Consider the following 18,538-nt stretch of genomic DNA (forward strand, 5'->3'; position numbering starts at 1 on the left):
TTATGAAGCAAACAATTAATTTTTCTCTAATATTCTTGGGTATTTGTATATTAGCTGGTGCTTGGATAGTTTCTAATGCACTAAATAATAACGGCAATCAGAAAGCGGTTGGACCAGTTGATCAAGTTACTGTTGTTACACCTCAAGAACATCAATTATTAAGTCATTTAGAACTAAAAGAATATCTTGGCATAAACGACGAGGAATTAGAAAAGATACTACCCAAAAAAGAGGGAAATGTTACTACAAGTGAAATACCTTATGTGAAAATTGGATATACTACATATTTTCCTGTAAAGGCAATAGATAAGTGGCTAACTGAAACGGAAGCTGAAACCTTTCAGTAATCAGTAATACATATCTTGGATTCAAGTCTACAATTAAACTTGGGCAATAACTAAAGATCTGCTAATGATCCCGTTATTGCCTATCTTCAGTTAAAGGGCAGGTTAATGGAAAACTATGTTAATCTTAAAAGGGGTGAGATTTTTGAAAAGGTTTATTTTATTTATGTTTTTGATTTCTTTCGGTGGAATTGTAATCGGTTGTTCTCAAAGTGATGAAAAACCTAACTACACTTCTTTATCAAAAACAGAAATCGAACAATTTATTGAAGAAAAGAGCATTGAACCATTAGCAATAGAAGAAGTACAAGATTCTACAATGGTCTTATATGAAGGTGGCATTTATTATTTATCTAAAAATGAAGATGAGACTATAGTAAATCGAACTGGATGGGGCGGCAATAGCAAGGGAAAAGTGCAATTAGGTATGACAAGCACTGGAAGTCCTCACGCATATGTCATTGTACAAGATGAAAAATTATTAAACAAAGCAGAAAAAGCAACAGTTAAATTTAGTGATGGAAATACTGCTACTAAACAATTTAGTAGTACCAAGGGTATGTTGATGTTTTATGATAAAAGCAAAAGTAATTTAACAATTAGCAACGAACTTGAATTATCAATTTACGACAAAGAAGGTAAAGTTATTTACAAAAATAAACTATAAGTCATACAGGGGGCAATAGCCGGAGTTTAACTAATTGATCCGATTATTGCCCTTCTTCGATTATTGGGCAGGTTAATTGAATATCCATATTTAACCATTTTGTGTTATAATTATTTTGAAAATTCAAACTAGGAGTTGATGTAGTGACCTCTTTTGCTGCACTGCTGTTTTGGTATCCTGTGTTCTTTTTGCTTTTAGGTATAGTCTTAGGGATTTTCTTTAAGACCTCAAAGTTAAATGCGATTTTAATCATTTTTATAGGGTTTTTACTATCTAATTTGGCTTTTTATTATCTTTCAGAAGGCGGATTTGCAGGAGTTGAAAGGGATGCAACTGGAAAAGGATTAGCTGTGTTCTCGGGGTTATCCATTTCAGAAATCTTATCTGTCCTAATAACCCCCAGTCTCTACACCATTATGTACGTTGTGCTACTATTGTTAAGTTTCCTGATTCTTAATCTTTTTAAGAAAGGGAGAAACAAAAGCATTAGTATGTAATTTAGTCTTATTCTATAAACGGGGGCGTTTACAGAACAAGCAGCCACCCCTTTGATCAAGTAAAAGGAGTTTAACGAAAGAATGAAAAAGCTGATCGCCCAAAGTAATGCTGGAAATTAGAGAAGGATTTCTAAAAAAGATATATATAAGGAAGTACTAGTAAAAGACAAATGTTCTTCTGATCATTGTGTAACAGAAGAACCGTCTTTTTGTTTTAAATGTTCGTTTGAGGATATCATCGCTAGACAGATAGCTAATCCTGAGCAGAGCAAGAGGAAGAGTTTTCCTTCTGTGATAAATTGATAGGCTATAAGTGGCCCTAAAGCTGCCCCAAAGTCTACAGCGAGTGAATAGTAATTAATTAATGAAGTTTTCCCCTCAATTTGGTAAGCTTCGTCAGATACTAATGTATCGGTTAAGGTTGTGATAATGGTTGAACAAATTAGTATGGCGATAATGATGAGACCCCATATTTTAAATGGGAGTTGGCTATCCATAAAAGGATATAAGCTTCCGATAATTAGTAAGGCGCTCAGAAGTATAGAATGCCTGCCCCATTTCCCGTCTGAAACCCTTCCTATAAATGGAGCCAAGAAGGGTTCCCATGCCCATCTCATTCCGAGAAGAAGCCCTGAGACCACTCCTGAAGTTAATAGTATACCGTTAAAAGTCAAAGCCCCACCGTAATGCTTAGATAAGTAAAAACTAACAGTTGAAAGAAACACACCTTGTAGAAGGAAAGATACGATGAAACCTCTGAAAAGCGATAACTGGATACCCCTTTTTTTCAGAAGAGAGATCTTAATTATTCCCGATTCTTGTCTAGGTGATAAAGACTTATAAGAGAGAAAATATATGAAAGGTATAGCTAAAAAGCATATACATGCAAATACCAGGCAAGTTAACTTAAGGCCGATTTGGTAGCATAAAAATCCCCCTATGGTCATTCCTGCTAAACTTCCTAATCGATAAGTTCCATTATACATCCCCATTAAGTGCCCCTTATTGGAATTGGTAGACAATTGCACCACCAGTAATTGACCTGTAAGGCGTAATAAGGCCCATGCAAATCCCCATACACAACGAAGTATTAACCAAAATAGGAGCCCATTTAGGGAGAAAAAACCAATGTTTACTATTATGGTTAAACAGATGGCTAGTAACAAGGAAAGTCTAAGATTTAAGGTTCTAGTTATAATAGCAGCAAACGGGTTAAGTGGTATACGAATTAAGCGATTAACCGACAATAGGAGTCCCGCTTCTATTAGTGAAGATAATCCAGCTTCTTTCCAATAAAGGGGCAAAGCAATATACAGCATAGAATCTGTTAGCAAGCAAATACCTGTAATGAGAGCAGTTATTATTATGTTCGATTTACTAGATATTTTTCCCATCAATTTCCTCCCTCTCTTTCATAATTATTGTAAAAGAGATAAAATAATAAGAAAAATATATATATTTTATAAATTCATAAATTTTATTTATAGGCGGGATGTTGATGAATCTACACGCTTTACGCCAATTTATCAATGTAGTACAGATGGGAAGTGTTACAAGCGCAGCAAAGCAGTTACATATTAGTCAACCTGCAATTACTATGCAAATTAGGAATTTGGAAAAAGAACTTGGTGTCACACTTTTTAGAGCAAAAGGTCGGGGAATCGAGCTTACCGAGGCAGGTGGATTTATATATCAACAAGCCATTAAATTGTTTATTACAGAGGAGGAAGTAGAAAAGAAAATTCAACAATATACGACTGGGGAAGCAGGTAAGGTAAGAATTTTTGCTACAAATTTTCCGGCAAGTTACTTACTTCCTAAATGGATTGCTAACTTTAAAAAGCTTTATCCATCAGCTGAAATTACGTTGAATTCCGGTAATACTGAAAGTGGATTAGAAAAATTGGTCATGTATGAAGCCGATATTGCAGTAATTGCAAGTCCTTTTTCGATTCCCGATGAGATGGAAGCGATTGATCTGCTAGAAGACGAACTCTTTTTTATTGTACCTCGAGGCCACCCTCTAGGTTCAAAGGTTGTAGAATTTAAAGATCTTATGAATGAGTGCTTTATTCTAAGAGGAGAGGGAAGTTCCACTAAAGCTTTAATAGATTCGTTATGTCATGTCAGGCAAATCCACTTGCAGAATGCACCAATTCAAGTAGAGAGAATAGAAGAAGCGATTCAGATAGTTGCATTTGGATACGGTATTACTTTAGCACCAAAATTAGCTATTGCTCCTTATTTAAAAGCAGAGCTTATTGATATAGTTCACATAAAAGACCTACAACTTTCTAGAAAAATAAGATTGTGTATGCGTCGGGGTGTTGATTTAGCTCCGGCAGTGAGGAATCTAATTGATTTAATCTTACAGAAAAATGAAGATTAATCTCTCTGCTTGGTTTGAATTAGAATTATAAAAATGCATGACCATCAACTTTTTCATTGAAAAATGGAAATGAATTATTCTGACTATAACTTTTTTTATCTGATTATTAAATAAACACAACAGAAGGTGTACAGGATAGAAAAAAGCTTTATGCTGGGCAGATTTTTCTTGAATATGCTGATTGCCTTTGAAATAATTGGAACTAAGTTAAAGGTCAACTTAACGGAATATAATGAAATTAACATATTCCGATTTTTTTTCGTATAACTAACGTATGTAAAATTAGGAGTCGAATTTTAATGAAAAAAGTATTCTCGATTTTTCTTTTGATCTTATTAACTGCTTGTACATCTGCTGAGAAAGAAATGGACATCATCCAACAAGTCGAAAAAGACTTAGAAACAATAGTCAGTTCGAATGCTATAAGTAAATCTTCTTCAAATCCAAATGATTATATTAATGCTCATTTAGATGATTTTGAAAACATCGTTTCGAAAAAACAAATCACTCTGGACCACTTCCTTAAAAAACTTAAAAAAAGCGAAGAAAATGGTTTGGAAGAATATATTATGGCTGCTGCTTGTGTGGAAATCTTGGGAGATAAAAATCCAGTTTATGAGTGGTCAACGGGTAAAGAATGGTATGAAAAGTATTCTGCTAAAAAAGAGTAGTTCTAAGCAAAATCGCGAAACGATCCCTAGCCTATTATGTCTTTCAGAAAAGTAAGTATATTCGATTAATGGACAGTTTAATGCATATTGAAGAAAATAGAATCGGTTTTTGAAATAAATCAAGTACTGTTTTCGTTATCGAGAGAAGTTAATCGAAAATCTGACAAATGATCTCTCCAGCTTTATATCTTGGTACAAAGTAGGTGCAATCTAGAACTGATTGCACCTTTATTAATTGGGCTCCTTATTAGAACAACGCTGTTGCGTGAAATTAGGAAATAATGGGATAATTGAGTTGTATTCAAATAAGACAATTAAAGTATGTTAGATCGCATTGAGATGAGTAATGACTTACAAAACAGGTGATGTTTATGGAAGGTATCAAGCTTTTACCGGATGATTATATTGTGAAGTATCGATCGGAAGAAATCCAACTGTTACGAAAGGAATTTCAACTGTTTGAATGCTTGTTTAGGAATCCATCCCGGGTCTATACAAGGGCAGAACTTCTGGAAGTGGTGTGGACGCAAGAGGAGCCAACTGATAGGACGGTTGATGACCATATTTACCGTGTAAGGAAGAAACTGAAGCCAATTGCTTCATGTATATGGATCGAGACGATAAGGGGCATTGGTTACCGGCTGAAGATTAGCAAGCAGGAAGATGTAAGTCCCTTGAAGCAGGATTATGAGGTGTCTTCTAGTATGGAAAGGTTATTTCACAAGTACCAGTTATATGGTCAGGGTGATGCCTTAAAGCTACTGGAGGAAAATCAATCTGTTTTGGGGTTTGAACTCAAGCCGCAAAGTGTTCTCTATATTCAGTTTATGAAAGGCAATTTCAGATGGATCGCTGAGACAACTGACTTTTCATTTTGGGATAGATGTTTTTACTTACTTCACATTTACTCCTACATTGAGCACGATAAAACAAAATGCTTGGATTATTTTAAAAGAGCATTGGTGTCTGATAAGGTCCCAGAAGAACACCGTTTTGAAATGGAGTGGTTGAATCAATTAACGGTCCTTGGTTTTACCGGTCAGTGGGAGGAAGCCAAAAACCTTTTACAACAATCTGTCAAAGTCATTCAGGAAAAGAATGCAGAAGGATTCATACCAAATCTTTATTTTATAGAGCTTTACTTAATATTTTTACAAAAGGACCTTATGTGGGCTAAGAAAAGGATAAAGGAAATTGAAGTTGGGCTCAATCAGTATCCCTACTCAAGGGAGCAGGCAAGCTTTACCGTTATTCAGGGGATAGATTACCTGTACAACGGGGATGAAGAGCAAGCAAAGATCTGCTTTGATCGAGGTATGGATCAGTTTATAGAAGCCAGATACATACCTGGGTTGTTCATTAGCCTCACCATCATCCTTTTCTTTCTATCTGATACAGGAAAGTATAATGAACTCCAGCAATATTACAAAACGCAATTAACGCAATATGAACTGGACTACAAGTTAACTGGATTAAAATCTATCATTAGCCGTGAACTTAACGCTTTGCTCTGATACTCCTCTGACATTCATTCATTATCATTTGGTAAAGAATGAATGTGGAGGTACTAATGATGAAGAGAAAAAGTTCAATATGGAAAAATCCAGATTATATCAAGTTTTTTTCAGCAAATGCCCTTTCGAATCTAGGAAACTGGTTTGACTTTATAGCCGTACTTATTTTATTTAGGTATACATGGAACGCTGAACCTATGTTAATTGCTTTCATTCCTGTGATGTACGCTATACCAAGTACCTTATTTGGCCAGTTGGCAGGAGTACTTGCCGACAGAAAGGATAAGTTGAGAATCCTTATTTATTCCGATTGGATCAGAGGTGCCTTGACCTTATTACTTGTGTTCGTTTCTTCCCCATTTTGGGCATTGCTGGTTCTCCTCTTTCGCAATACGGTAGGTGTTGTTGGCCTTCCTGCACAGCAGGGCCTTATGCGAAAAATTGTAGATGAAGAGCATATTATGAAGGCTGTTACCATCAATGGCAGCCTTCTTCAATTAGTTAAAGTAGTTGGCCCATTAATCGGGGGTTCGGTTTCAGGTGTCTTTACTCCAGACATTTCAATTGCAGTTAACGCTGCTTCTTTCTTCATTTCAGGAATTATTTTTTCAATGATCACTAAGAAAAATCATATGAAACCTGAAGAAGTGAGTGGGGAAATTCAATTCTTTCGGTTATGGACAGAAGGTTGGGAACTAGTCCTAAAGAATAGAATCCTACTGGTCAGTATCCTTTACGGGATGATCATTACCTTGACCATTCAAATGATAGATGCTCAATTTGTAACGTTATTCAGTGAATTGTTTCCTGAAAAACCAGAAATGACAGGCTGGACCATTTCGGTAATCGGAGTGGGAGCGCTACTGGCTGTTTTAGTCCTAACAAAAAAAGAAACTATTGATAGGTACGGGTGGTTTTTCGGAAGTGGTAGTTTAATGATTGGGATAATGGCTGGTGGATTAGGATTTCTAAATAGTGAAAGCCCTCTTACCATAGGCCTTTTTTTTGCATTTATAGGCGGTATTGGTACAGGGATCACCTTAACCGCTGTTAATTACATGATACAGAAAGAGCCCCCGAGAGAAGTAATTGGCAGGGTATCCGGCATAGTGGATTCGATGTTAAGTATCTTGTTTATTGCTGGGCCTCTCCTTGGTGGAGTGCTGATACAACAGCTTGGAGTGGTCCTGGTGTTTAGGGGCATCGGAGTGGTTATATTCTTATTAGGTATGGTGGGTATTGTTTTTCAGCAGATTATCTGGAAGAAGGAAAAATCTTTTTCAATAGATGAGCAGTCTGACACAAAGAGGGAACTTAAAAAGGAAGTAAATTAGAATAGGGCTAAGTATATCCTTATTCCATAAACGGGCAGGATAATGGAATAAGTATACAATCACTTAATACAAAATGTTACAATTTGGTAGAGGTGAAATGAGTGAATATTTTTCTTTTTGTTATCGTTCACATATTGGTAGGATTAGCATTAATTTATTTTTATGGAAGATTACCTAAAGCACTTACTGTTTTTGCATCTGTGTTTTTAACTATGAGTTTTCTTTATTGGGGAACAGTATTTATAAATTCATTGTTAAACTAAAGGGGGCGATTGCAGCACAGTGATTCGCCTTTTTTATTATCGAAGTAAGCATTTCAGGAGTTAATTTATTGATAACATTAGACGGTAATAGTACATAAATGGGGGGTAACAATGAATATCCGAATAGTGAAAGGGTCAGATTATTATACCTTAGCACCACTTATAAATGAGTGGTGGGGTGGAAGGAATATGTCTGATATGTTACCAAAATTATTTTTTGACCATTTTAAAAATACAAGTTTTATTGCGGAAAAAAATGGGGAAATTGTAGGCTTTCTAATAGGATTTCTATCCCAATCTCAACCTAAGGAGTCCTATATTCACTTTGTAGGAGTTCATCCTGAATTTAGAAAACACAATATTGGGAAAGAACTATATAATCAATTCATTAATGTAGTAAAACAAAATGGACGTAACATTGTCCGGTGTGTAACATCTCCTGTTAACAAAGTTTCGATTGCTTATCACACTAAGATGGGATTCGAGATTGAAGAAGGCGATAAAAAAATTGATGGCGTCTACGTTAATACTAATTATGATGGATTAAATCAAGACAGGGTATTATTTATAAAACATCTGGAATAATTATGATTTCTTCTTCAACTATTGGGGGCCATAACTTAAGATAAGCAAATTGATCCGGCAGTTACCCTTCTTCAATTATTGGGCAGGTTAATGGAAGATGCTTAAAGTTAACATATATTGGTTATGTAGCTTTGTTTTTAAATTATGAGTTGAACATTCGAACTTAAGGAGGAGTGTCCATTGAGCAACACAGATATAGATTCTAAAGAAGTTCTGACTGTGCGTGGCACATTAACGTTTAAAGAATATAAAAAGTTCTCATCTTTTCATAGTAGAAGATGGGTTATATGGTTTACGCTTTCTACATTTATACTGTTCTTTGCTTTAAGTATTTACTTTCTTTATAATCCTGGAGACATTTTTTCTTTTGGAGAAATGGCAGCCATTTTATTTGTGAGTTCTACGGTTTCAGTTTTTATTTCAGGTATATTTTTTCTTTACACCAAAGCAGTTATTAGAATTAAAGCAAAAAGAGAATATAAGAGTGACCAATTGATAAAGCAAGAAATCATTTATTCAATTAGTAAAGATGGGATAAATCAAAATAGAGGTAGATCGATAAATTATATTGAATGGAATGAAATTGTTTTTGTTCGTGAACACTCTCCTATGTTTCTTTTATATGTGTCAAAAAACAAATCCATTGTACTACCGAGGAGATTTTTTGAATCAATTGAAGAAATAAAGCTATTTAAACAAATTATTAGGGAGAATGTTTCATCAGAAAAAATAACATTATCTAAAGATTCCCTCCAATAAAGGGGCAATATTTAAAGAACAGATTAATGATCTCCTGCAATTATCCAAAAAATATTTGTTGTGGGGAGAATTAATGACAAAACCTATTGTGAAATTGAATGAGTATAGTTCTGAATGGGAAGACCAATTTGATTATGAGAGAAAGAAAATTTTTGAAGCAGTACGATAGACCATCATATACCCAACAAAAAGAACCTTTATTATCGAAATTATCAAAAAATTGTTTGTTCCATTTTAGGGGGCTATAGCTGAAGGTCAATCTGGCAGCTGATCTTCAGCTTTTTTTGTTTAGTTAACGGAAGAATAACTTAGAAGTGGAGCTTGAGAGTATGAAAGGGTGGTAACATTAGAAAATTAGCATTTATCGTTTTTATTATATTCCTTATTACGGCAGGGTGTAATGGTGGCGAAAGAGATGAAACCCGTGTACTAAATGGAAATTCTAGATCTTGGAATGCGGAAATTGAAGTTGTCTTTACCAGCTCCGAAGAAGAGGATAAATACTATATTGGGGGGAACCTAAAATTCCAAAATAGCTATATTCCAAAAAAAGTTAAATATTATTTATCCTATCCCTCTGGAGAGGGTTCTGACATATCAAAAGGAAAAAACATTAAGATATTACAAAGTGGAGGTTCAAGGCCTGGTACCAAAGATAAAATTAGTGACTTTGCTGAAAAGACAATTTTAAAGGTAGAGTGGGAAAATGAAGATGAAAAAATGTTAAAGGAAACCATTAAATTGGATTGAATGACATTATTCAGTTATAGGAGCGTTTGCTAAATAAGCAGCCTCCCCTTTGTTCAAATAAAGGGCAGTTTAGTTTAACAAGGTGTGTGCTTTAGATAATTGTAAAATCAATCGAGGAGGGGGGTATTGTGAAAAATTTTATTTCGAAACTCATAACTCTTTCTATAGTATCATTGTTAGGTAGTATTTATTTTGTTGCAGTTGTATTTACTACTGAAAAAGGTATTGGGGAAATAATCTATTATGTAACCTTTATGTTTCCAGTTGTCCTAATGTATATGTCCCCAAGTATTATTATTTCGTACATTGTGGACTTCATAAAAAAATATTTTCATAAAACAAATATCGCTTTTTCAATGTTAATGTATTTCACTCTATGCCTTATTCTCTTCTATTTTCCATTTGTAATTATTGAAGATAATTCATTCTTTGCAATCTTTTATTTTTTGGTTATACCTGTTATTTACGGTGCTTTCGAGTTCTTTGTTCAAAAAAATTGGAAGGAAGAAATACGAACATTGTTTCAGCTTGAATTTAAGGAGGCGTTTGCTGAAGAAGCAGCCCCCTCCCTTCCAACTACGCCATTAAGCGTTAGCATCTGCAGCTCACGGGCAGTTTAACGGAAGAACAACACTGAAATTATGCTTGAAAGTATGAAAGGGTGGTAACATTAGAAAATTAGCATTTATCGTTTTTATTATATTCCTTACTACGACGGGGTGTAGTGGTGGCGAAAGAGATGAAACCCGTGTACTAAATGGGAGTTCTAGATCTTGGAATGCGAATATTGAAGTTGTCTTTACCAGCTCCGAGGAAGAGGATAAATACTATATTGGGGGGAACCTAAAATTCCAGAATAATTATATCCCCAAAAAAGTTAAATATTATTTATCCTATCCCACTGGAGAGGGTTCTGGCACATCATAGGGAAAAAACATAAAAATATTACAAAGTGGAGGTTCAAGACCTGGTACCACAGCTAAAATTAATGACTTTGCTGAAAAGATAATTTTAAAGGTAGAGTGGGAAAATGAAGATGAAAAAATGTTAAAGGAAACCATTAATTTGGATTGAATAACAATATTCAGTTATAGGGGGCGCTAATGTAAGTGAGATTATCTATGCTGCGCCAGTACTTCAATTGTAAATATTTTTTACACTTTCATAGCTTCGACCTCCATTAGGCCAGAGGCTCTTTCTTCTTGTTTCGGGAAAGATTTTAGAATGGACTTCTAGCACTAAAGTACAGAGAGCTTAGAAACACTAATAAAATTGTTATACGCATAAAAGGAAAATAAATAACAAAAGATAATCATTAAAACACACGTGCAATTCAGGGGTAAAGGATATATGTGAGGAGGATTGAAGAATGACAGTGAATGAAGGAATACAACAAGCGAATAGAGCTACCCAACAGATAATTGAAGTAAATAATTTGATGACTGAAGCAGTAGTTCATTCCTTTATGTTTACATGGCAGTGGTGGTTTGGAATCGGACTATTTATTATTCCTTGGATCCTTTGGTTTCTGTTTAGAAATAAGGAAAGTACAGGCAGACTTCTTATTGGAGGGTTTGTAACCATCATTTTATCATTAGTAATTGACCTTATTGCCTTGTCTTATGGGTTGTGGTCGTACCCCATGAAATTTTCACCTATAGCTCCACTGTTATTTCTTCCCTATCATTTTTCATTAGCTCCTGTTGCCATTATGTTTGCACTTCAAATTAAACCGAGAACGAATGCACTACTAAAGGGTTCAATATTTGCTGCAATTGGAGCTTTTATAGGTATGAATTTCTTTGCCATGATTGATTTTTACAATCCAAAAGGATGGCCAACCATTTATGACTTTTTTATTTATCTATTCCTTTTCTTTGTAGCGCATTGGTTCAGCAACATGGATAGTTTTAAAAAAATATCAGATCGCTCTTGAGATACGGAAGAGAGCCTATGATTTGTTCAAGTAACGGGCGCGATTATTTACATCGCGCTTTTTTTGGCGGAGTAAAACCATTGTAAGAAGTAAAAATTTTTGGAATAATTGGTATTAAGTTAACGTGGGTATTTTAGAAGCAGGTGGGTTCGGGACTTATATTTAAGATAGATTAAGAAACCATCACAATTGAAACACGACAACATTATTTTATAAGGAGTATTTCAAAGAAGATAAAGTATTGAAAGTTAAGTAGAGGGACTTGAAAACCAGGGGGGACAAAGCAATGAAAACGATTGGACTTATAGGTGGAATGAGTTGGGAATCCTCCGTAAAGTATTACAAAGTAATCAACGAAGAAGTAAAAGAAAGATTAGGAGGGTTACATTCGGCAAAGTGTCTATTATACAGCGTTGACTTTGAGGAGATTGAACGCTATCAAGCGGAAGGTGATTGGGAAAGTGCGGGTAGAGCATTAGGAGAAGTTGCCTCCTCTTTAGAAAAAGCAGGTGCAGAATTCATCGTCATTTGTACAAATACGATGCATAAAGTCATTGATCACGTGGAGGCACGGATCAACATTCCGGTATTACATATTGCTGATGCAACAGCAAATGAAATTCAAAGAGCCGATATGAAAACAGTTGGCTTACTTGGAACTGCATATACAATGGAGCAAGATTTCTATAAATCTAGGATTCAATCTAACGGGATTAACGTGTTGGTTCCAGACAAAGAAGAAAGAAACACCATCAATAACGTGATTTATGAAGAGTTGTGTTTAGGAAAAATGGAACAATCATCTAAGGAGTATTATAAGAGCGTTATTCAAAAATTAGTGGATAGAGGAGCTGAAGGGATCATCTTGGGGTGTACAGAAATCGGATTGTTAATTAAACCCGAAGATTCAGAAGTTCCATTGTTTGATACAACCGTTATTCATGCGATTGAAGCAGTAAATACGGCTCTAAAAAAATGAGGATTCTTAAAGAAGCTGGGCAATAATTGAAAATTTGTTCATTTGTCCACCTACTGCTCTTTTTCAATTATTGAGGCAGCTTAGTAAAAAAAGGATATGCGGAGGGGATTCTAATAGAAAACAGTAATAGTAGGCTCTCAAATGAAAGGTTATGGTTAAGGGAATTTACTACGAGTGATTGGATGGGTGTACATACATACGCATCACAAGAGATCGTTTGTCAATATCAACCTTGGGGACCGAATACAGAAAAAGACTCGCAGGATTTTGTAAATCAAGCGATTAAAGACTCTGCACAAAACCCAAGAACAAGGTTTATTTTTGCCATTATATATGATGGGATTTTGATTGGAGCTGGAGAGTTTAATATAAGGGATTTTACTAATAAAGTTGGAGAAATTGGCTATATTCTTAATCCAGATTATTGGGGAAAAGGGATAGCGACAGAAGTTGCCACTCTATTAATTGATTTTGGATTTGGAGAACTTAAGCTTCATCGTATATATGCAACTTGTGATCCAAGGAACATAGGTTCATCAAAAGTGTTGGAGAAAGTTGGAATGACCAAAGAAGGTAGAATGCGTGAAGATTTGTTATTGAAAGATGGCTGGCGAGATTCATTACTATACAGTGTTTTGGAGCACGAATGGAAATTGTAATATAACAAACCTTATTTAGCTGACAGGGGTATTAAGTGAAGATCATGCAGCAGATCTTCGGTTTTTTTATTCAAGTTATCGGGCACGTTAATGGAATAATTCCTGTCAAAAATATAAATGCTTTGGTGTCCCAAGGAGGGGAGTTGAAGTGAATAGCAAGTTAACAAAATCCCGAACAGATAAGTCAATAAGCGGTGTTTGTGGAGGAATAGCGGAATATTTCGGTATTTCTTCTTTGGGAGTAAGGTTAATATTTCTTTTATTACCTGCTAATATACTTATCTATATAATTCTTGTTAATATCATGCATGACAGTCCCCGAACATTATAATTACTAATTTCTAATTTTTTAAAAAAATATAGAGGAATACAGGTAGAATCATATGCCCAAAATTGACAATATGCTTGCCATTCTATGGATGCTTCGTTCAGGGAAAAAAGTGACGGCACAGCAAATTTCAGAAAAGCTAGAGATAAATATAAGAACGGTGTATCGTTATATTGACACCATTTCTACAAGTGGTGTACCGATCGTTTCAGAACCAGGACATAACGGTGGGTACTCTTTATTGAACCATTTTGTTGAGGCTCCTTTGTTTTTTGATGTTGAGGAGCAAACTTCCCTTTATCACGCGGCTGTTTTTGCAGAAGAAGCCGGGTATTATGGAGGGGAAGCGCTAAATAAGGCCATTTCTAAACTAAGCCACCACTCCAATCGCGAACAGGAAATAAAGGTCAACCAACATGTAACCAGTCTTGAAGTCATAAGTCGATTACATCCACCCTCTATGGAACCTTTACTGAAGGAGTTGGAACAGGCCGTAGCTGAAGGGTACTCAGTCAACATTCTTTATCATAAAAGTGGCGAAAAGCCATTAAGTGAAAGAATGGTTGATCCGTACAGAATGATCTTTTGGAATCATAAGTGGTATGTGATTGGATTTTGTCATCTTCGAAATGATATCCGAAGTTTTAGGGTCGATCGAATGGAACGTCTCATGCTGACTGAAAATACGTTTAACCGGCCGGAGAATTTTTCAGCACGTGACTTTTTCGTGAAAAACCTTCTTCCCACGATAGAAGATAAGGAAGGAATTATGTCTTTGGTTCTTCATGGGGAAAAAAGTTCATTGGATGATATTTGCCAACATTGGTTTTTAGGGCATTATTTACAAGAACGGACTTCCAATCAAGCCGTTTTTCTTCTTGAAAAAGAGATCTTACATACCTATGTACCTTATTTACTTTTACCGTACAATCAATCGATTAAAGTGATGGAGCCCATCAGTCTTAAGAAAAGAATGATTGAAGTCCTGTCGGAATTAATTGAATACCATCAAGTATGAGAACTTCCCTGACGCTAGCTGTCAGGGAAGTTTTATTATTTTACCTTCAGGGATTGAAGTTAGTTCGGATTTTTCATCTTTAATCGAGCTTCATTTTTATCAATAATGCACTCGGGAACACCTATTGTAAGTAATATGGAAAACCTGCCAAAGAATCAGAGCTTATGGGATGATTTCTCTGTCTTTATGGAAAGAGCATTGGAGAATCAGTTTATGAAGGGTTTCTAATGGAATGTCTATAATGATTAACAACGTAATATTTGACTGACAAAAAACCAAAAGTGCTTCTAATAAAAGAAAAGCTCTTTTGGTTTTTTAAATTACGAGGCCATAGTTTTTTTACCAAAAAGTATATTTCTCATTGAAGTATGTGTGAACATAATGATTAACAGAGTCAGGGAACTAAAAATTCCAAAGGTAAAGAAGGTACTTGATACTTTATAGTAACCGTCGGTCGCGCCTGCAAAAATGGTGCTTAAAGCAATTGCAAGAGTAGTGAACGCATTTGCGTTAGAATAAACCCGCCCTCTTAATTCAGAAGGGATGTTTAAACCAAAATCTACGCTAGCCAGAATGTTAAATGATCCGTATAAAAAACCCAATATTGTAATAATAAATACCATAGGTATGAAACTTAAGTCGAAAACTAACACGCAATAGAGTAATGTAAAAGATAAAGGTAGAATATTTATTATACGATTTTTGTTTCGTTGCTTATTGATTTTGGGCCCAAATATTGTTCCTGTAAAGATACCAATTGTTAGACAGGTCATTAACAGGCCGTAAAAAGATTTATTCATACTTATTTCCTGTAAGTATAAAAGTAATAAAACTTGCAGACCGCCAAATGCAAAATCTAGAACAATCCAATAAAAATTTAGCTTTCTAAGGTGTTTATTTGTATAGAGAAAAAGGAAACCTTCCTTTATTTGAACAGTAAGAGGTTCTCTATTGGTACGTTTTATTTCAGGGATTTTAATAAAGCATGTTAGTAAAGCTGCGATTAAATAGGTGAATAGATCAATCAATATAACCGCATACGTACTTGTAAATGCAATGAGTATTCCGGCAAGAGAAGGACCTAATATGTTGGAAAGTTGCTGAGTAGAACCATTTAATGAAACAGCACTGGGAAAATGTTTTCTAGGGACTATATCCGGTGAAACGGCTAATCTGATAGGTGCGTAAAACGACTTCGAAACACCCATCAATGCAAGTAACGTAAAAATCAAAATGAAATTTGTAGTAAGTAAGATACCTAAAATGAACAGTACTCTCAAAAGGTCGACGATAATGAGTGATTTTTTTCGATTGAATTTATCGGTCAGCGCACCAAGGAATGGTCCTAATAAAGTGGCAGGAAGGACTTCGATGGCAAAGGCAAGCCCCATCAATAATCCGGAACCTGTCTTTTCTAAAATCAGAATTGGAAGGGCTATTCGTGTCAGGGCGGTGCCGAAAAAAGAAATGGCTCCTCCGAAAAAGAATAACCCATAATTTTTACTGAATAATAATTTGGTGAATTCACCACTCAATCGTTTCATGACCAGTTCACCTGGTTAAGTTCTTCAATAATTTCTAACAGAAAGTTGTGAAACTCCTCTTCATTTGGAGACAGTGTAAGAGCATTCTCTATCTCTTTCTTTGCTTCATGATATTCTTCTAATACTTTATGAATATAAGCTTTATTAAAATAAAACCAGGGGTTGGTTTTATCAAGTGTGACTGCTTTTTCTAACAGGGTTTTTGCTTCAATAAAGTTACCTTCCACATTATGGACGATAGCCAGATTCACATAAGGCTCTGCTTGATTTGGTCGTAACCCGATGGCTTTTGAAAGATCTTTTTTTGCTTCATTTAGCATGCCGATTCGCTGAAATAGTGAAGCTCTATTCACAAAAACCTCTATTGTGTTTTTGTTCAAATTTTCAATCGTTTGGTAATCTCTCAAGGCATGGTCGAATTGTTCAATGGCTTCATAAGTAAGAGCCCTATTAAGTAAGGCGGGTATAAATTGTGGTCTGACTTTTAACGCCTGAGTAAAATCCTTAATAGCTTTATCGTTATTCTCTGTTAAATAATATAAATATCCTCTTGAATTCCACGCATTACTATTATCCGGGTTGATAAATAACGAGTAGTCATAGTCTTTCAAGGCGTTACCCCAATCACCTAGAGAAGATTTAGCATTGCCACAGTTCAAATAGACCTCGTCTTTAGGTAAACCCTCTTCTTTTACCATTTCATAGTAGTGGACTGCCTCTTCATTTCGACCCATTATCTGTAGCATATTTGCTTTATTGTTATATAAATCTAGGTGGGATGGAACTAGGTGAATGGCTCTTTCCATATAAGAAAGAGCTTCATCGAAATTACCTCTATCTTGTAATGCATAGGCTGTATTGTAATGTAATATAGCATGGGTCATGAGATGTTCATTGTGCTCAAAGGTTAGCTGGAATTCTTTGATGTTGTCCTTCTCTATTTGAATAGCACGATCATACTCTTTGTTTTTAAAATAATAGAGGGCACGTGAATTATTTAACCAAAGCCTTTCCATTACAGCTTGCTTATCATGTAAACCTTCAATATAGGAGAATCCTTTATCCAGCCATTCTTGGCCGAGAAGTTCATCGATATGCTTCGTTATAAATGAACCGATTATGTAGCAGACCTTGGCATTGAAATACCTGTCATCAGAGTGTTTTATACTTTCTTCTAAACATTCCATCGCAATGTTGTTCTGTTTTAGCAGAACGTGCGAAACACCTTTTAAGCGAAGCAATCTTGCCTTATTCCTAGCATTAAAGTAATCCCAGTAGTGGTGGATAAGGATATCGACATAATAAATGGCTTCATCATAACAAGCGTTTCTCTTTGAATATATGGCTGCTTCTTTAAAGGATTCTGCTATCTCCTTACTTTTGTCATTCGAGAGAAGGAGATTCGCATATGTAGCGGATAGGTCCTTTTCCTGATACTTCTGCCAATGTTGAGTGTAATCTGAACGACTATCACGATTTGAATGAAAAGTATCTGTGAAATCTAATGTCTCGGAAGCATATTCAGATTGAATGTCAGCCAAATTTTTAGCCTTTATAGAAGAGAGAAAGAGATATTTTTCCGGGAGGCTGTTTGCTGAGTAGGAACCCACTAAGTAAAAGTTTGCTTGTTTTGATCGCTTTGCGAGCTGTTCGATAAAGCGGATGCTTGAAAAGTCGGTATTATCTATATCAGAAAACATGAATACTACTTTTTCAGTAGTACCTAATAGCTTTGCTGATTCCAATAAAAAATTGATAATGCCATTTATTATTTGATAGACAAAGCTGAGAGTAAAAGAAGTGGGATTTTGTTCTTGAGGAATCTCTAACCCTAGAGAAACACCTTTAAACAACTCACTTTCTTCTTTTAACCAGGGCATTAAATAATACAGAGGCTTTTTATACTTGCTTACAAGAGAAGACTGTCCCAAATCAAGTTTCTCTAATTGTTGGTACACTAATTGTTTCGCAATATAAAAGGACTCGGTAGGTAAACAAACACCGGAAGTACTGTACACATAATGTTTATCCAGTAAGAAAGATTCCTTTAGTTGACCCATATGTGGAAGAACTTCTGTTGGATCTCCATTTATTAATGACACATGGGGTTCGTTTGATGAAAATAAAGTTGAATAAATATCTTTTAAGTTTTCCATTGGAAAAACTCCTAATTTCATATTTTTATATAAATTAAGGCTCTTTTCACAGATGGAAAAGAGCCTTAATTGCGCTTTTTGACAAGCCCTCTAATGCTATCTAATATGTAGCATTATTGTTTTAATATTCGATTAAGCCCAGCCG

Annotated in this window: 18 protein-coding genes and 1 pseudogene; 16 read left to right on the top strand and 3 right to left on the bottom strand. The window is 35.3% G+C overall.

Annotation, left to right across the window (positions count from 1 at the left end; all coding sequences use genetic code 11):
• Nucleotides 1-2 precede the first annotated feature (2 nt).
• The 3 genes from CN378_RS03185 to CN378_RS03195 all read left to right on the top strand — a co-directional run bounded on the left by CN378_RS03185 (nucleotide 3) and on the right by CN378_RS03195 (nucleotide 1,508).
• Complete coding sequence (locus CN378_RS03185) at nucleotides 3-347, top strand: hypothetical protein (RefSeq protein WP_098350488.1); 345 nt, start codon at nucleotides 3-5, stop codon at nucleotides 345-347.
• A 142-nt stretch (nucleotides 348-489) separates the two neighbouring features.
• Nucleotides 490-1,011: a hypothetical protein gene (locus tag CN378_RS03190; protein ID WP_098350489.1), complete on the top strand. Its 522-nt coding sequence runs from the start codon at nucleotides 490-492 to the stop codon at nucleotides 1,009-1,011.
• Between the two features lie 143 nt (nucleotides 1,012-1,154).
• Nucleotides 1,155-1,508, top strand: a complete 354-nt coding sequence (locus CN378_RS03195; protein WP_098350490.1) for a hypothetical protein — start codon at nucleotides 1,155-1,157, stop codon at nucleotides 1,506-1,508.
• A gap of 182 nt (nucleotides 1,509-1,690) precedes the next feature.
• Here the strand turns inward: CN378_RS03195 and CN378_RS03200 are convergent, their stop codons facing one another.
• Entirely contained in the window at nucleotides 1,691-2,902 is a 1,212-nt protein-coding gene (locus CN378_RS03200) for an MFS transporter (RefSeq protein WP_098350491.1), read from the bottom strand.
• Between the two features lie 104 nt (nucleotides 2,903-3,006).
• Here CN378_RS03200 and CN378_RS03205 point away from each other — a divergent pair, with 104 nt between their 5' ends.
• The 13 genes and pseudogenes from CN378_RS03205 to CN378_RS03260 all read left to right on the top strand — a co-directional run bounded on the left by CN378_RS03205 (nucleotide 3,007) and on the right by CN378_RS03260 (nucleotide 14,693).
• On the top strand, nucleotides 3,007-3,897 hold the full coding sequence (locus tag CN378_RS03205; protein WP_179884786.1) for a LysR family transcriptional regulator: 891 nt from the start codon (nucleotides 3,007-3,009) through the stop codon (nucleotides 3,895-3,897).
• A 299-nt stretch (nucleotides 3,898-4,196) separates the two neighbouring features.
• Nucleotides 4,197-4,568, top strand: coding sequence for a hypothetical protein (locus tag CN378_RS03210; RefSeq protein WP_098350493.1), 372 nt, complete (start codon nucleotides 4,197-4,199; stop codon nucleotides 4,566-4,568).
• Nucleotides 4,569-4,939: 371 nt separating this feature from the next.
• A pseudogene (locus CN378_RS23105) lies at nucleotides 4,940-5,200 on the top strand (winged helix-turn-helix domain-containing protein); the annotation flags it as partial.
• 72 nt (nucleotides 5,201-5,272) lie between these two features.
• Entirely contained in the window at nucleotides 5,273-6,082 is an 810-nt protein-coding gene (locus CN378_RS03215) for a hypothetical protein (protein ID WP_257140975.1), read from the top strand.
• Nucleotides 6,083-6,141: 59 nt separating this feature from the next.
• Nucleotides 6,142-7,416: an MFS transporter gene (locus CN378_RS03220; protein WP_179884788.1), complete on the top strand. Its 1,275-nt coding sequence runs from the start codon at nucleotides 6,142-6,144 to the stop codon at nucleotides 7,414-7,416.
• Nucleotides 7,417-7,790: 374 nt separating this feature from the next.
• Complete coding sequence (locus CN378_RS03225; protein WP_098350496.1) at nucleotides 7,791-8,264, top strand: GNAT family N-acetyltransferase; 474 nt, start codon at nucleotides 7,791-7,793, stop codon at nucleotides 8,262-8,264.
• Between the two features lie 180 nt (nucleotides 8,265-8,444).
• Nucleotides 8,445-9,023, top strand: a complete 579-nt coding sequence (locus CN378_RS03230; protein ID WP_098350497.1) for a YcxB family protein — start codon at nucleotides 8,445-8,447, stop codon at nucleotides 9,021-9,023.
• Between the two features lie 878 nt (nucleotides 9,024-9,901).
• Complete coding sequence (locus CN378_RS03235; protein ID WP_098350498.1) at nucleotides 9,902-10,393, top strand: hypothetical protein; 492 nt, start codon at nucleotides 9,902-9,904, stop codon at nucleotides 10,391-10,393.
• Between the two features lie 749 nt (nucleotides 10,394-11,142).
• The gene (locus CN378_RS03240) at nucleotides 11,143-11,709 is read left to right on the top strand and encodes a CBO0543 family protein (RefSeq protein WP_098350499.1); all 567 of its coding nucleotides are present in this window, start codon (nucleotides 11,143-11,145) and stop codon (nucleotides 11,707-11,709) included.
• A 286-nt stretch (nucleotides 11,710-11,995) separates the two neighbouring features.
• The gene (locus CN378_RS03245) at nucleotides 11,996-12,688 is read left to right on the top strand and encodes an aspartate/glutamate racemase family protein (protein WP_098350500.1); all 693 of its coding nucleotides are present in this window, start codon (nucleotides 11,996-11,998) and stop codon (nucleotides 12,686-12,688) included.
• 113 nt (nucleotides 12,689-12,801) lie between these two features.
• Nucleotides 12,802-13,347 carry a GNAT family N-acetyltransferase gene (locus CN378_RS03250; RefSeq protein WP_483295047.1) on the top strand — a complete coding sequence of 182 codons (546 nt, stop codon included), beginning with the start codon at nucleotides 12,802-12,804 and terminating at the stop codon, nucleotides 13,345-13,347.
• Between the two features lie 148 nt (nucleotides 13,348-13,495).
• Nucleotides 13,496-13,678 (top strand): PspC domain-containing protein, encoded by a 183-nt coding sequence (locus CN378_RS03255; protein ID WP_082197370.1) that lies wholly within the window; start codon nucleotides 13,496-13,498, stop codon nucleotides 13,676-13,678.
• 52 nt (nucleotides 13,679-13,730) lie between these two features.
• Nucleotides 13,731-14,693, top strand: coding sequence for a helix-turn-helix transcriptional regulator (locus CN378_RS03260; protein WP_098350502.1), 963 nt, complete (start codon nucleotides 13,731-13,733; stop codon nucleotides 14,691-14,693).
• Between the two features lie 320 nt (nucleotides 14,694-15,013).
• Here the strand turns inward: CN378_RS03260 and CN378_RS03265 are convergent, their stop codons facing one another.
• Together CN378_RS03265 and CN378_RS03270 are read right to left on the bottom strand one after the other, a co-directional pair.
• Nucleotides 15,014-16,237 carry an MFS transporter gene (locus tag CN378_RS03265; protein ID WP_098350503.1) on the bottom strand — a complete coding sequence of 408 codons (1,224 nt, stop codon included), beginning with the start codon at nucleotides 16,235-16,237 and terminating at the stop codon, nucleotides 15,014-15,016.
• Nucleotides 16,234-18,393 (bottom strand): tetratricopeptide repeat protein, encoded by a 2,160-nt coding sequence (locus CN378_RS03270; RefSeq protein WP_179884789.1) that lies wholly within the window; start codon nucleotides 18,391-18,393, stop codon nucleotides 16,234-16,236. The genes CN378_RS03265 and CN378_RS03270 overlap by 4 nt, the downstream gene beginning before the upstream one ends.
• Nucleotides 18,394-18,538 lie beyond the last annotated feature (145 nt).

Source organism: Bacillus sp. AFS015802, assembly GCF_002561455.1.
Lineage (GTDB): Bacteria > Bacillota > Bacilli > Bacillales > Bacillaceae_B > Rossellomorea.

Bases quoted from the DNA above. Each gene is read 5' to 3' on its own strand.
- CN378_RS03185 (WP_098350488.1), top strand. From the start codon at position 3: ATGAAGCAAACAATTAATTTTTCTCTAATATTCTTGGGTATTTGTATA.
- CN378_RS03200 (WP_098350491.1), bottom strand. From the start codon at position 2,902: ATGGGAAAAATATCTAGTAAATCGAACATAATAATAACTGCTCTCATT.
- CN378_RS03205 (WP_179884786.1), top strand. From the start codon at position 3,007: ATGAATCTACACGCTTTACGCCAATTTATCAATGTAGTACAGATGGGA.
- CN378_RS03210 (WP_098350493.1), top strand. From the start codon at position 4,197: ATGAAAAAAGTATTCTCGATTTTTCTTTTGATCTTATTAACTGCTTGT.
- CN378_RS03215 (WP_257140975.1), top strand. From the start codon at position 5,273: ATGGAAAGGTTATTTCACAAGTACCAGTTATATGGTCAGGGTGATGCC.
- CN378_RS03220 (WP_179884788.1), top strand. From the start codon at position 6,142: ATGAAGAGAAAAAGTTCAATATGGAAAAATCCAGATTATATCAAGTTT.
- CN378_RS03225 (WP_098350496.1), top strand. From the start codon at position 7,791: ATGAATATCCGAATAGTGAAAGGGTCAGATTATTATACCTTAGCACCA.
- CN378_RS03240 (WP_098350499.1), top strand. From the start codon at position 11,143: ATGACAGTGAATGAAGGAATACAACAAGCGAATAGAGCTACCCAACAG.
- CN378_RS03245 (WP_098350500.1), top strand. From the start codon at position 11,996: ATGAAAACGATTGGACTTATAGGTGGAATGAGTTGGGAATCCTCCGTA.
- CN378_RS03260 (WP_098350502.1), top strand. From the start codon at position 13,731: ATGCCCAAAATTGACAATATGCTTGCCATTCTATGGATGCTTCGTTCA.
- CN378_RS03265 (WP_098350503.1), bottom strand. From the start codon at position 16,237: ATGAAACGATTGAGTGGTGAATTCACCAAATTATTATTCAGTAAAAAT.
- CN378_RS03270 (WP_179884789.1), bottom strand. From the start codon at position 18,393: ATGGAAAACTTAAAAGATATTTATTCAACTTTATTTTCATCAAACGAA.